Below are 12370 nucleotides of genomic sequence, written 5' to 3'. Positions count from 1 at the left end.
GCGCGCCGCCGCGTATTCGCGGCGGAAGCGCTCCACCAGCGCGCCGGCCGGCTGATCGCCTTCACCGCACCGATGCCCTGGCCGGAGCCCCAGATATCCTTCCAGCGCTTCTTGCGGTCGGAGCCGAAATCCATCGCGCTGGGATCCGAGGTTGGCAGGTTCTCCGGATCCAGCCCGGCCTTCTGAGCGAGGGCTTCAGGTAGTTGCCGTGCACGCCGGTGATGAGGTTGGTGTAGACGATGTCCTCGGCGCCGCTCTCGACGATCATCTGCTGCTGCTCGGGCTGCGCGCGGGCTTCCTCCGTGGCGATGAAGGCGCTGCCGATGTAGGCGAAGTCGGCGCCGAGCGCCTCTGCGGCCAGGATGGAACGGCCATGCGCGATGGCGCCCGAGAGCGCGATCGGCCCGTCGAACCATTCCCGCGTCTCCTGCAGAAAGCCGAAAGGCGACAGCGCGCCCGCATGCCCGCCGGCCCCGGCCGAGACCAGCACCAGCCCGTCCGCGCCCTTGTCGATGGCGCTGTGCGCGAAGCGCTGGTTGATCACGTCGTGCAGGATGTAGCCGCCATAGGAATGGACGGCCTGGTTCACCTCCGGCCGGGCGCCGAGGCTGCTGATGATCAGCGGCACCTTCTGCTTCACGCAGATGGCCAGGTCGTGCTCCAGCCGGTCGTTCGACTTGTGCACGATAAGGTTGATGGCGAAGCGGTGCCGCCGGCCGGTCCGGGTGGCGCGGCGTCATGTGCCGCCAGGCGTTCCTTGATCTCGATCACCCATTCCTCGAACTGCTCGGCGGGCCGGGCATTGAGCGAGGGCATCGAGCCGATGATGCCCGCGGTGCATTGCGCCACCACCAGGTCGGGCACCGAGATGATGAAGAGTGGCGAGCCGATGACGGGCAGCGAGAGCCGACCCTTCACCATATCCAGCAGCGACATAGGGCGGCGTCCTTCTAACGCTTGGGCTTCAGCACATTGGCCATGATGGCCTGCTTCCGGCGCGCGCAGGCGCTCGGCGAGGATCTCGCGTTCCTCCTCCATCCGTGCGATCAGCGGCGGCATCTCGGGCCGCAGCAGCCGCTTGGTCAGCCGCATCGCCTCCTGCGGCTTGGCGGCCAGCGCCTGCGCGGTGGCCATCGCGTTCGGCAGCAGCTCGGCGCGGTCGAGGATGCGGTTGACGAAGCCCATCCGCTCGGCCGCGGCGGCATCGAAGAAATCGCCGAGCAGCATCGCTCTGGCCGCCTTGTGCTTGCCGACCAGCCAAGGCACGAGGCGCGAGGCGCCGAGCTCCGGCACCAGGCCGAGATCGACGAAGGGCAGCCGGAACCGCGCTTCCGGCGCGGCGTAGACGATATCGGCGCAGCAGCATGGTGCAGCCGATGCCGATCGCCAGGCCGGGCACCGCGCGCGACCACCGGCTTCCTCGAAATTCGGCCAGGCCGAAATAGAAGCGGTGGCTGGGGCCGGGCGCGTCCGGTTCCTCCGCCGGGCGGGGCTTCTGGAAGTCGCCGATGTCGTTACCGGCGCAGAAGACCTCCTGCCGTGCCGGTCAGCAGCAGGCAGCGGATGGCAGGGTCGGCGGCGCTTTGCTCGATCGCCCTCGGCGAGGCCGAGAGTACATGTCGCGGGTCAGCGCGTTCTTCTTCTCGGGCCGGTGCATGGCGACGGTGCAGACGCCGTCTGCCACCGAGACGCGGATATGCTCGGACATGGTAATCCTCCTCTGGCGCCCATTAGCGGGGCGCGGCAGGGCCGGCGTCAAGCTTGGGCCATTCCCGGCCCGCCGGGGCATGGCAGCCTGCCGAGAAGAATACGGGAGGAAGACATGCGGCGGATCGTGCTCGGGCGGCGGCCCCTGCTGGCACTCGGTGCGGCCGGCCTGGCGGCGCCGGCCCTCGCCCAGGCGCGGCCGATCACCCTGGTGGTCCCCTTCCCGCCCGGCGGGTCCACCGACCTCATGGGCCGGCTGCTCGCCGAGCGGATGCAGGCAGTGCTGGGCTCAGCCCGTGCTGGTGGAAAACCGCCCTGGCGCAGCGACGGTGGTCGGCGCGGAATCGGTGGCGCGGGCGGCGCCGGACGGCTTCACCGCCATCGTCAACTCCGGCACGACGCTGACCCTGAACCCGCTGCTGATGCGCCGGCTCTCCTACAAGGTCGAGGATTTCGCGCCGGTCTCGCTGCTCTCGACTCTGCCCTTCGCCTTCCTGCTGCAGAACCGCCTGCCGGCGACCGTCCCCATCTGTCGCCCTGGCGAAGTCGAAGCCGGGGCAGCTGAACTACGGCACCAACGGGCCATCGAGCTTCAACAACATCGCCGCGGTGCTGGTGGCCGACCGACTCGGCATCCGCATGCAGGACGTGACCTACAAGGGCGATGCGCAGCAGCTGAACGACTTCATGGCCGGCACGCTGGACCTGCTGGTGGTGGGCGGGGCGAGCGCCATCCAGCCGCACCGCAACGGCCAGGGCCGGATCCTGGCCTGGACCGGCGACCGGCGGATGCCGATCACGCCGGACATCCCGACCTTCGCCGACCTCGCCCCCGACACCGTGGCGCAGACCTATTTCGGCCTGGCCGTCCCGGCGAAGACGCCGCGCGCGGCGATCGACCGGCTGTCGCAGGCGGCGGCGACCGCCCTGCAGGACCCCGGCTTCCGCGACCGGCTGCTGGCGGAGGGGCACCTCGCCCTCGGCACCGGGCCGGAGGAATACGGCGCCTTCCTGAAGGCCGAGGCGGCGCGCTGGGCGCCGGTGCTGCAGAAGATGAACCTGCAGATCGACTGAGCCGCCCGCGCGCGCCGGATCACGCCATCGGCGGCGCCTCGCCCTTCACCTGCGTCCGGTGCATCACCCGGCGCGCCGCCGCGTCGAATGGATCGCGCCGATGCATGGTGCAGCGGTTGTCCCAAAGCACGAGGTCACCGACCCGCCAAACATTCTTCCAGCAGAGCGCAGGCTTCGTCGCGTAGGACCATAGCTCGTCGAGCAGCGCCTCGCTCTCGGCGAGGTCGAGGCCATCGATATAGGCCATCCGCCGCCGCCCAAGGTACAGCATGGACCGCCCGGTGTCGGGGTGCCGGCAGACCAGCGGATGCAGGTGCCCCGCGCGATCCGCGGGTCGTCGGTCGGCGTCACCCCGGCGCGGAGGAAGCCGCCGCTGTTGTAGGTGCCGTCATGCTTCACCATCAGCCCCTGCGCCCGCGCCCGCAGCGCCGGGGCAGGCTCTCATACGCCGCATACATCGAGGCGAAATGCGTGTCGCCGCCCATGGGCGGGATCTCCAGCGCATAGAGCATCGAGGCCTTGGGCGGACGCGGCAGGTAGGACATGTCGGTGTGCCACACCGCCTCCCCGTTGCCGAGGCTGCCGATCGGCTTGCCCGCGTCGTCGAGCACGTTGGAGACGATGTAGAGTTCCGGCCGGCCGGCGACGATGCTCTGGCCGTGCTCCTGCACCGGCGCATGGTCGAGCGCCCCGAAGCGCCGGCTGAAATCGATCAGGTCGTCGGGCGTCAGGCTCTGGCCACGGAACAGCAGCACCGCATGGGCATGCCAGGCCTTGAGAATCCCGGCGAACTCGGCCTCACCCAGCCGGCGAAGGTCGATGCCCCTGACCTCGGCACCGAGCGCGGCGCCGGTCGGCACCACCTCCAGCCCCGCTCGCGCGGACGTCGCTGCGCTCGACATGGGATTCCCCTTTCCTGGTCGTTGGACCGGACCGTACCACCGCGTCGGCGCGGGCGGAAAGCACGGCTTTGACGCATGCCGCGGGCGTCGGCAGGCTCTTGCCGGGCAGGAGGCGCGGCATGGCGACAAGGCGGGGAATGCTGGCGCTCGGCGCCGCGCCTCTGGCGACGGGGGCTGCGCGGGCCCAGGACGGGCCTGTGACCCTGCTGGTACCCTATACCCCTCGGCACCGGGCCGGACCTGCTGGCGCGGCTGCTCGCGCCGACGCTGCAGCAGGCGCTCAGCCAGCCGGTAGTGGTCGAGAACCGGGCCGGCGCCTCGGGCAATATCGGCACCCAAGCGGTCGCGCGGGCGGCGCCGGACGGGCGAACCCTGCTCTTGCAGGCCAATACATTCGTCATGAACCCCAGCCTGTTCCGCCAGGTGCCCTACGACCCGGTCGGCAGCTTCACCCCGATCATCCGGATCAGCCGCGGCGACCTCGTGCTGGCGGTCAACCCCGACATCGCCGCCGAGGACGCACGAGCCTTCGCCGCCCTCGCCCGGCGGCAGATGCTGGACTATGCGAGCCCCGGTGTCGGCACGCCACAGCACCTCGGCATGGCGCTGTTCGGGCTGGAGGCGAAGGCCCGGCTGAACCACGTGCCCTACCGGGGCAGCGCCCCGGCCATCCAGGACCTGATCGGCCGCCGGGTCGCCGCCATGGTGCTGCCGCTGCACACCGCCCTGCCGTTGGCCGAGGCGAAGCAGGTCCGGTTGCTGGCGATCGGCAGCCCGGCCCGTGCCCCTCGGCGCCCGGCGTGCCGACCATGGCGGAAGCCGGTTTCCCGGGAGTCGAGGTGGATCTCTGGTACGGGTTGCTCGGCCCGGCCGGCCTGCCCGCCCCGCTCGTCGCCAGGCTGAACGGCGCGGTTCAGGTCTGGGCCGCCCTGCCAGCCATCCAGGACCAGCTTCGCGCCCAGGGGCTGCAGCCGGTCGGCGGCCCGGCGGAGGAGTTCGCTGCCACCATCGCCGCCGATCTGGTACGCTGGGCCGGAGTGATCCGCGCCGCAGGCATCGTGGCAGACTCAGCCCGGCGCTTCCGTCCGGCCCGCGGACGGCCTAACTAAGATGATGGTTGAAGGAAATCGTCATACCATGTCGGGCCAGCCCCTCGCCGCTTCTGCTGCCTCCCGGGCCGAGGCAATGCGCAGCCGCATCGAGGAGGTCGCCGAGCGGCTCTTCCGCAGCATGGGCTACCAGAAGACCGCAGTCGCCGACATCGCCCGCGAACTCGACATGTCGCCGGCCAATATCTACCGCTTCTATCCCTCGAAGAGCGCCATCAACGAGGCGATCGCCCAGCGCACGCTCGGCGCCATGCTGGCGGAGATCGACTCGATCGCCGGCGGGCCCGGTCCCGCGGCGACCTGGCGCGCCGCCTGTTCAGCCGCATGTTCGAGCTGAAAATCGAGGTCTTCTTCCAAGAACGCCGATTGCACGACATGGTCTCCGCCGCCATGGACGAGCATTGGGACGTGATCGAGCGGCACATGGCCGGCGTGCACGCCTCCATCGCCCGGGTGTTGGCCGATGGAATGGCCTCCGGCGAGTTCGCTTCTCGCGATCCCGTTAAGGAAGCGCATACCATTTTGCATACGATGGTCCCCTGGAACCACCCGGCGCTCATCGCGGGCTGCATCTCGCGCAAGGGCCGACGGTCGAGGAGCTTCGCGCCCAGGTCGCCGACATGACCGAGTTCGTGCTGCGCGCCTCCGGCCGTGAAGGGTGCATACTGACGTTTGTTGACAATCGTCAGTCCGCACTCCTACTGACCTCCGGCCACCCACCCGGAGACCGCCATGCGTCCCCACCTCCTGCTCGCCCTTCTCGCCCTCGCCGGCTGCAAGGCCGAGGAGTGCATCCCGCCTCGAGGGGCAGGTCGAGGCGCTGCGGCCGGTCCAGGTGCCGCGGTCCACCTGGCCCCGGCGACTGAGGCGCGCGCCTTCACCGGCGTGGTGCGCGCCCGGCGGGAGGCCGATATCGCCTTCCGCACCGGCGGCCGGATCACCGCCCGGCTGGTCGAGGTCGGCCAGTCCGTCGCCACCGGCCAGCTCCTCGCCCGGCTGGACGAGGCCGACTTGGCGCTTGGCGTCCGCGCCGCCGAGGCCGAGCTTTCCGCGGCCGAGGCGCAGTCCCGCCAGGCCACGGCCGAAGCGGCGCGCTCGAAAACCCTGCTCGCCGCCGGCCATGTCGCCGCGGCCTATGACGACCAGCGGGTCGCCGCCGCCCGCAGCGCCGCCGAGAAGGCCGCGGCGGCCCGCGCCGGTCTAGACCTCGCGCGCCGCCGGCTGGACTATGCGCAGCTGCGGGCTCCGAATGCCGGCGTGGTGACCGCGCTGCTGGCGGAAGCCGGCCAGGTCGTGGCCGAAGGACAGGCCATGCTCCGCATCGCCAATCCCGAGGAGCGGGAGCTGGTGGTGCAGGTGCCCGAATCCACAGTCGGCGGGCTGGCCGAGGCCGCCGCCGAGGCCCGCTTCTGGGCCCGCCCGGACGAGCCGCACGCCGCCCGGCTGCGCGAGCTGGCGCCGCAGGCCGAGGACCGCGCTGCGGACCTATACCGCCCGCTTCTCCCTTCCCGCGGCGCCCGACTGGGTGGCGCTCGGCATGACCGGCACGGTGCGCACGCAGGCGCCAACGGCGACCCTCGCCACACTGCCGCTCTCGGCGCTGCACGACCGCGGCCAGGGACCGATGGTGTGGAAGGTGGAGCGCGACCGCGTCGCCGCGGTGCCGGTCGAGGTGGTCTCGCTCGGCGCGGTCACCGCCGTGCTGCGCGGCGCGCTGGCCGAGGGCGATCAGGTGGTGGCGCTCGGCCCGCAGGTGCTGGACCCGACCAGCCGGGTCCGCGTCGCCGGCCTCCGAGCCGCCGCCACGCTGCGCTGAGGGCCACCGGCATGCGCTTCAACCTCTCGGACTGGGGCGTCCGCAACGGCACCCTGACGCTCTTCCTCATCCTGCTGCTGGCCGCCGCCGGCGGCTTCTCCTACCTCCGGCTCGGCCGCGCCGAGGACCCGGGCTTCACCATCAAGGTGATGGTCGTCTCCGCCCAATGGCCGGGCGCGACGGCGGCGGAGATGCAGGATCAGGTCGCCGACCGGATCGAGAGCAGGCTGCAGGACCTGCCGCATCTTGACTATGTCCAGACCTTCACCCGGCCCGGTTCCGCCATCACCACCGTGGTGCTGCAGGACACGACACCGCCGAGGGAGGTCCAGGGCCTCTGGTACCAGGTCCGCAAGAAGGTCGGCGACATCCAGCGCACGCTTCCCGCCGGCGTGCAGGGCCCGTTCTTCGACGACGAGTATTCCGACGTCTATGCCGTCGTCATCGCCCTGACCGGCGCCGACAATGCCGAGCTGGTGCGACAGGCCGAGCGCCTGCGGCTACGCTTCCTGGCGCTGCCCGGCGCCGGCAAGGTGACGCTCTTCGGCGAGGAGGCGCAGCGCGTCTTCGTCGATGTCTCGCATGCCAGGCTGGCGACGCTCGCCGTGCCGCCTGGCGCCATCATCGATGCGCTGGCTCGGCACAATTCCCATCGCCCCTTCCGGCGTCGCGGAGACCGCCTCCTCCCGCATCTATCTCCGCACCGATACCGGCTATGACGGGCTGGCGGCGATCCGCGCCGTGCCGGTCGAGAGCGGCGGGCGCACGCTGCGGCTCGGCGACCTCGCCACTGTCAGCCGCGGCCTGGCCGACCCGCCGAGCAGCGCGATCCGGCACGAGGGCAGGCCCGCGGTCCTCGTCGGCATCGCCAAGCGCCCCGGCGTCGACGTGCTGGCGCTCGGCCGCGACGTGCAGGCCGAGCTCGGCCGGCTGCGGGCCGAGCTGCCGGCCGGGCTCGAGCTGGCCGAGATCGCCGACCAGCCCGGCGTGGTGCAGGAGAGCGTCAGCGAGTTCCTGCTGAAGTCGCCGTCGCCCTCGCCGTGGTGATGGTGGTCTCCTTCCTCTCGCTCGGCCTCCGCGCCGGCGTCATCGTCGCGCTCTCGGTCCCGCTAACGCTCGCCATTGTCTTCCTGGTGATGCTGGCCTGGGGGATGGAGCTGGAGCGCATCACGCTCGGCGCGCTGATCCTCTCGCTCGGCCTGCTGGTCGACGACGCGATCATTGCGATCGAGGCTATGGCGGTGAAGCTCGACCAGGGCTGGGACCGGGTCCGCGCGGCGACCTTCGCCTGGTCCTCCACCGCCTTCCCGATGCTCTTCGGCACGCTGGTGACGGTCGCCGGGTTCCTGCCGGTGGGCTTCGCCGCCTCGACCGCCGGCGAATATGCCGGCGGCATCTTCTGGGTGGTGGGCGTCGCGCTCGTCGCCTCCTGGCTCGTCGCCGTGCTGTTCATCCCCTATCTCGGCGTGCGGTTGCTGCCGGCGCCGAAGCCGGGCGCGGTGCACCATGGCGGCTACGACAGCCGTATCTATCGCACCCTGCGCCGCCTGGTCGGCTGGTGCGTCGACCACCGCTTCGTGGTGCTGCTTGCAACCGCCGGCCTGCTCGCCCTCGGCTTCGCCGGGATGGGCATGACGCGGAAGCAGTTTTCCCGACCTCCGCCCGGCTGGAGCTGCTGGTCGACATCACCCTCCGCCAGGGCGCCGGCCTGCCCGCCACCCGCGCCGCGGCGGAACGCGTGGAGGCCGTGCTGAAGGGCGATCCCGCTGCCCGCACCTACACCACCTATCTCGGGGCCGGCGCGCCGCGCTTCTTCCTGGCGCTGAACCCCGACCTGCCGAACGAGTCCTTCGCCAAGATCGTGATCCAGACCGCCGACCTCGCGGCCCGGGAACGCCTGCTGGGCAAGCTCCGCGCCCTGGCGCAGGACGGCGCGGTGCCGGAGGCGCGCATCCGCGTCTCGCGCCTCGAATTCCGGCCCGCCGGTCGGCTTCCCCGTGCAGTTCCGCATCCATGGGCCGGATGCGGACACGCTCCGCCGCACGGCCGAGGATGTCGCCGCCGCCCTCCGGGCCACGTCCGGCACGAAGGACATCCAGTTCTCCTGGGGCGAGCGCGCACCCGGGATGCGCATCGCGCTCGACCAGGAACGCTTGGCGCAGCTCGGCCTGTCGCCCGCCGTCGTCGCGCAATCCCTGCAGGGGCTGCTCTCCGGCACCACGGCGACGCAGTTGCGCGAGGGCAACCGCCTGGTCGACGTGGTCGTGCGTACCCCCGCGGCCGAGCGCCTCTCGCTCGACGGGCTCGGCGACCTGACCATCTCGACGCCCGCTGGCGCGTCGCCGCTCTCCCAGCTCGCGCGGCTGGAGCCGGTGATGGAGGAGCCCATTCTCTGGCGCCGCAACCGCGAGATGGTGCTGACCGTCCGCGCCGACATCACCGACGGGCTGCAGGGCCCCGACGTCACGGCCGCCGCCGAGCCGCGCGTCAACCTCCTGCGCGCCCGCCTGCCCGCCGATGTGCGGATCGTCACCGGCGGCGCGACCGAGGAGAGCGCCAAGGCCAATGCCGCGCTGTTCGGCCTGTTCCCCATCATGGTCGGTGCCATGCTGCTGTTGCTGATGTGGCAGCTCCGCCATTTCGGCCGCACGGCGCTCGTGCTCGCCACCGCGCCGCTCGGCATCCCCGGTGCGGCGGCGGCGCTGCTGGCGATGGACATGCCCTTCGGCTTCGTCGCCCTGCTCGGCGTCATCGCGCTGGCCGGGATGATCATGCGGAACACCGTCATCCTGGTGGACCAGGTGCGGCAGGATCTGGAAGCCGGCGCCGACCTGCGCCGCGCCATCGTCGAGAGCACGGTTCGCCGCGCGCGGCCCGTGGTGCTAACGGCGCTGGCCGCGGTGCTGGCCTTCGTGCCGCTGACGCTCTCGGTCTTCTGGGGGCCGATGGCGGTGGCGATGATCGGCGGGCTGGCGCTAGGTACCTTCGCCACGCTGCTGGTGGTGCCGGCCCTCTACGCGCTCGCGCTGCGGCGGCAGCGCGGCACCGTGCCGCATGGGGTGGCCGTCCCGGCGGAGTAAGGCCGGCCGCGCCTATCGCTGCGAGCCGGCGAGTCCTTCCAGCGCGTTCCAGGCGGACAGCACGGCGCCCTCCTGCCAACCGGTGAGCCAGGAGAGGTATTCGCCGGCGAAGTGATAGGGCCCCTCGGGCGCGCGCAGCAGCGGGTATTCGCGGGTGCGCTGCGCCGCGGTCCATTCCGCCCAGGCGCCGCGCGCCCGCGGCATGCGCGCCCAGGCGACCGAGACCGGGGCCGAGACCTCCCGCGCATAGCCGGGATGCAGCGCCTCCGCATCCGCTGCCATCGCCACAGCGCGCGCGTCCGGCGCCAGCGCGGCGAAGCGCGCCGCGACATCGTCGTCCCAGATATAGGCGCCGACCAGCACGCCCTTCTCGGCATGGAATCCGTGGCTGGGATACCAGAGCTGGGTCGCATCCCGCGCGGTCCAGGAGATGCCGCCATAGATCGCCGCATCCTCCTCCCAGAACCGCCGCTCGCTCAGGAAGGCGAGCTTCGCCGCCTGCGAGTAGTGCAGCCCCGTCAGGGCCGCGCGCCGCGCCGCCGAGAGATCCGTATCCAGCACCGCCAGCACCGGGGCAGGCAGCGCCAGCAGCACCCGCGGCGCCACCTCCGCCCTCACCGTACCATCGGCACCGCGCCAGGTCACCCGTGCGCCAGCCTCGACCCGCCGCAAGGACAGCACCTCCGCCCCGGTGACCACCGCATCGCCCAGCGCCCGCGCCAGGGCGGCGGCAATGCGATCCATCCCGCCCACCGGCTGCAGCATGGTCGCCTGGTAGTCGATGCCCTCGGCGAAGCTGGCCGCGAGCCAGACTTCGCGACTCATCAGCACGCGCGCATCGAGCGGCAGATTTGGCTGCGGCGGCGCCAGCCCGCCCCTGGCCCTTCCGCCCAGCCGGCGCGCGAGGTCCCGCGGTAATGCAGCTCGGCATCCAGCGCCCCCCAGAACCGTAGCGCCTGCCGCAGCGCTGCCAGATCGGCCTCGGTCACCGGCAAGCCAAGCCCGCCAGCACCCAGCCCTTTCACCGCCAGCTCGGCAATCATGCCGCGGAGATCCGCCTGCGCCCGGCGCAGCGGCACCGGGCCGCCCGGTGCATCGACCACCGCCGCACGGTTGTCGTTCACCAGCACTTCCAGCGACACGCCGAGTGCCTTGCAGTAGCCGAGGATGCCGCGGTGGTGGTGCGGGATGCGCGCCGGGCCGGGGTTGAAATAGAGATGGGGCGCGGAAGCCCAGCCGATGTCTTGCGGCGGGCCGCCGATCTCCTCCACCGTGTCGCCGCCGCGCAGAGTCATGCAGCGGCCGCCGACCTGCGCCGCCGCTTCCAGCACCCGCACCGACCAGCCGGCCCGCTGCATCTCCAGCGCCGCGACCAGGCCTGCGATACCCCCGCCCACCACCAGCACGCGGCGCCCGTCGCGCGGCAGGTCTGGCGCCGCGGCCCGCGTCGGGGTCGTTTCCAGCCCGCCCAGCGCTGCCAGGGTGGCGATCGCCGCCCGCGCGCCGCCGGCGGCGGCGACGCCGTCCAGCAGCGCGCGCCGGGTGATCATCCGCCGATCCGCGCGGTCACCGCTTTCGCCACCTCGACGGTGCCGTCCTTGCCGCCGATATCGGCTGTCCGCAGCCCGGCGCCGAAGGCCGCGTCCACCGCGCCTTCCAGCTCGGCCGCCGCATCAGCGAAGCCCTGCCCTGCGCCGCGCGCCGCCAGCCAATCCAGCATCATCGCAGCCGAGAGCAGCGTCGCCGTCGGGTTGGCGATGCCCTGGCCGGCGATGTCTGGCGCAGTGCCATGCGCCGGCTGGAACACCGCGTGGTCGTCGCCGATATCGGCGGAGGGCGAGAAGCCCATGCCGCCCACTAGCCCGGCGCCGAGGTCGGACAGGATGTCGCCGAACATGTTCTCCGTCGGGAGGACGTCGAACTCCCAGGGCTTGCGGATCAGGTCCAGCGCCATGGCATCGACATAGTGGTACGCGCTCTCGACGCCGGGGAAGTCCTTGGCGACCTCGTCGAACACGCCGCGCATGAAGGCGAAGGCGCGGAACACGTTCGCCTTGTCAACCAGCGTCACCCGCCCGGTGCGACCGCGCCGCTGCGCCCGCCGCTGCGCCAGCAGGAAGGCAAAGCGGGACAGCTTCTCGGTGGTTTTGCGGGTGATTCGCAGCGTCTCCTCGGCATGGTCCTGCGTCACCAGCCCCTTGCCGCGGGAATGGAACAGCCCCTCGGTGCTCTCGCGGATCAGCACCAGGTCGATCTCCCGCGCGCGGGGATGCGCCAGCGCCACCGGCACGCCGGGGATCGCCCGCACCGGCCGCACCCCGGCATAGAGGTTGAGCCGGAACCGCAGGTCGAGCTGCGGCGCGATCTCCGTGCCATCGGCCTGGCGGATGCCGGGCCAGCCCATGGCGCCGAGCAGGATGGCGTCCGCCGCCTCCGCTGCCTTGAAGCTCGCCTCGGGGAAGCCCTCCCCAGTCGCTTGGTAATGGAAGGCGCCGGCCGGCAGCACCTCGGTTGCGAGGCCGATGCCATGCCGCTTCGCCAGCGGCTCGAGCACCGCCAGCGTCGCCTCGGTGACCTCCGTCCCGATGCCGTCACCCGGCAATACCGCGATCCGGACGGGATTCGACTGCGCCATGACCCGCTTCCCCTGGTCTCTTGAGTGCCCCTATCCTGCGGCAAAGA

Annotated in this window: 15 protein-coding genes and 2 pseudogenes; 9 read left to right on the top strand and 8 right to left on the bottom strand. The window is 71.8% G+C overall.

Annotated features, from left to right (window positions below):
- Positions 1-61: 61 nt before the first annotated feature.
- From ACQ86J_RS36795 to ACQ86J_RS36785, 3 genes are all read right to left on the bottom strand, one after another.
- Positions 62-685: an NAD(P)H-dependent flavin oxidoreductase gene (locus tag ACQ86J_RS36795; protein ID WP_431269369.1), complete on the bottom strand. Its 624-nt coding sequence runs from the start codon at positions 683-685 to the stop codon at positions 62-64.
- Entirely contained in the window at positions 637-1317 is a 681-nt protein-coding gene (locus ACQ86J_RS36790) for an enoyl-CoA hydratase-related protein (protein ID WP_431272668.1), read from the bottom strand. Before ACQ86J_RS36790 ends, ACQ86J_RS36795 begins: the two co-directional genes overlap by 49 nt.
- A 229-nt stretch (positions 1318-1546) precedes the next feature.
- Positions 1547-1708: a hypothetical protein gene (locus ACQ86J_RS36785; RefSeq protein WP_431269368.1), complete on the bottom strand. Its 162-nt coding sequence runs from the start codon at positions 1706-1708 to the stop codon at positions 1547-1549.
- Between ACQ86J_RS36785 and ACQ86J_RS36780 the strand changes: the two are divergent.
- Positions 1656-2165, top strand: a pseudogene (locus tag ACQ86J_RS36780) (tripartite tricarboxylate transporter substrate-binding protein); the annotation flags it as partial. The gene ACQ86J_RS36785 and the pseudogene ACQ86J_RS36780 overlap by 53 nt on opposite strands.
- The gene (locus tag ACQ86J_RS36775; RefSeq protein ID WP_431272667.1) at positions 2158-2781 is read left to right on the top strand and encodes a tripartite tricarboxylate transporter substrate binding protein; all 624 of its coding nucleotides are present in this window, start codon (positions 2158-2160) and stop codon (positions 2779-2781) included. The pseudogene ACQ86J_RS36780 and the gene ACQ86J_RS36775, both read left to right, overlap by 8 nt.
- A 19-nt stretch (positions 2782-2800) precedes the next feature.
- On the opposite strand, the gene ACQ86J_RS36770 is transcribed toward ACQ86J_RS36775, so the two are convergent.
- Together ACQ86J_RS36770 and ACQ86J_RS36765 are read right to left on the bottom strand one after the other, a co-directional pair.
- Positions 2801-3052 (bottom strand): TauD/TfdA dioxygenase family protein, encoded by a 252-nt coding sequence (locus ACQ86J_RS36770; RefSeq protein ID WP_431269367.1) that lies wholly within the window; start codon positions 3050-3052, stop codon positions 2801-2803.
- Between the two features lie 130 nt (positions 3053-3182).
- Positions 3183-3683: a TauD/TfdA dioxygenase family protein gene (locus ACQ86J_RS36765; RefSeq protein ID WP_431269366.1), complete on the bottom strand. Its 501-nt coding sequence runs from the start codon at positions 3681-3683 to the stop codon at positions 3183-3185.
- A gap of 294 nt (positions 3684-3977) precedes the next feature.
- On the opposite strand from ACQ86J_RS36765, the pseudogene ACQ86J_RS36760 reads away from it, so the two are divergent.
- The 7 genes and pseudogenes from ACQ86J_RS36760 to ACQ86J_RS36730 all read left to right on the top strand — a co-directional run bounded on the left by ACQ86J_RS36760 (position 3978) and on the right by ACQ86J_RS36730 (position 9688).
- A pseudogene (locus ACQ86J_RS36760) lies at positions 3978-4792 on the top strand (tripartite tricarboxylate transporter substrate-binding protein).
- A gap of 28 nt (positions 4793-4820) precedes the next feature.
- A complete protein-coding gene (locus ACQ86J_RS36755; RefSeq protein ID WP_431269365.1) occupies positions 4821-5129 on the top strand; it encodes a TetR/AcrR family transcriptional regulator in 309 nt (102 codons plus the stop codon).
- The gene (locus ACQ86J_RS36750; RefSeq protein ID WP_431269364.1) at positions 5117-5416 is read left to right on the top strand and encodes a hypothetical protein; all 300 of its coding nucleotides are present in this window, start codon (positions 5117-5119) and stop codon (positions 5414-5416) included. The genes ACQ86J_RS36755 and ACQ86J_RS36750 overlap by 13 nt, the downstream gene beginning before the upstream one ends.
- A gap of 108 nt (positions 5417-5524) precedes the next feature.
- Entirely contained in the window at positions 5525-7327 is a 1803-nt protein-coding gene (locus ACQ86J_RS36745) for an efflux RND transporter periplasmic adaptor subunit (protein WP_431269363.1), read from the top strand.
- Complete coding sequence (locus ACQ86J_RS36740; RefSeq protein WP_431269362.1) at positions 7236-7655, top strand: efflux RND transporter permease subunit; 420 nt, start codon at positions 7236-7238, stop codon at positions 7653-7655. Before ACQ86J_RS36745 ends, ACQ86J_RS36740 begins: the two co-directional genes overlap by 92 nt.
- Positions 7655-8362, top strand: a complete 708-nt coding sequence (locus tag ACQ86J_RS36735; protein WP_431272666.1) for an efflux RND transporter permease subunit — start codon at positions 7655-7657, stop codon at positions 8360-8362. Before ACQ86J_RS36740 ends, ACQ86J_RS36735 begins: the two co-directional genes overlap by 1 nt.
- Before the next feature lie 243 nt (positions 8363-8605).
- Complete coding sequence (locus ACQ86J_RS36730; RefSeq protein WP_431269361.1) at positions 8606-9688, top strand: efflux RND transporter permease subunit; 1083 nt, start codon at positions 8606-8608, stop codon at positions 9686-9688.
- A 12-nt stretch (positions 9689-9700) separates the two neighbouring features.
- Here the strand turns inward: ACQ86J_RS36730 and ACQ86J_RS36725 are convergent, their stop codons facing one another.
- From ACQ86J_RS36725 to ACQ86J_RS36715, 3 genes are read right to left on the bottom strand one after another with little or no spacing between them, the layout of a single operon-like run.
- A complete protein-coding gene (locus ACQ86J_RS36725; RefSeq protein WP_431269360.1) occupies positions 9701-10513 on the bottom strand; it encodes a flavin monoamine oxidase family protein in 813 nt (270 codons plus the stop codon).
- Entirely contained in the window at positions 10513-11238 is a 726-nt protein-coding gene (locus ACQ86J_RS36720; RefSeq protein WP_431269359.1) for a flavin monoamine oxidase family protein, read from the bottom strand. Before ACQ86J_RS36720 ends, ACQ86J_RS36725 begins: the two co-directional genes overlap by 1 nt.
- Entirely contained in the window at positions 11235-12323 is a 1089-nt protein-coding gene (locus tag ACQ86J_RS36715) for an isocitrate/isopropylmalate dehydrogenase family protein (RefSeq protein WP_431269358.1), read from the bottom strand. The genes ACQ86J_RS36720 and ACQ86J_RS36715 overlap by 4 nt, the downstream gene beginning before the upstream one ends.
- Between the last annotated feature and the right edge of the window lie 47 nt (positions 12324-12370).

Source organism: Dankookia sp. P2 (genome assembly GCF_050632255.1).
Classification (GTDB): Bacteria; Pseudomonadota; Alphaproteobacteria; order Acetobacterales; family Acetobacteraceae; genus Paracraurococcus.
This window is presented reverse-complemented; position numbering and strand designations above follow the sequence as displayed.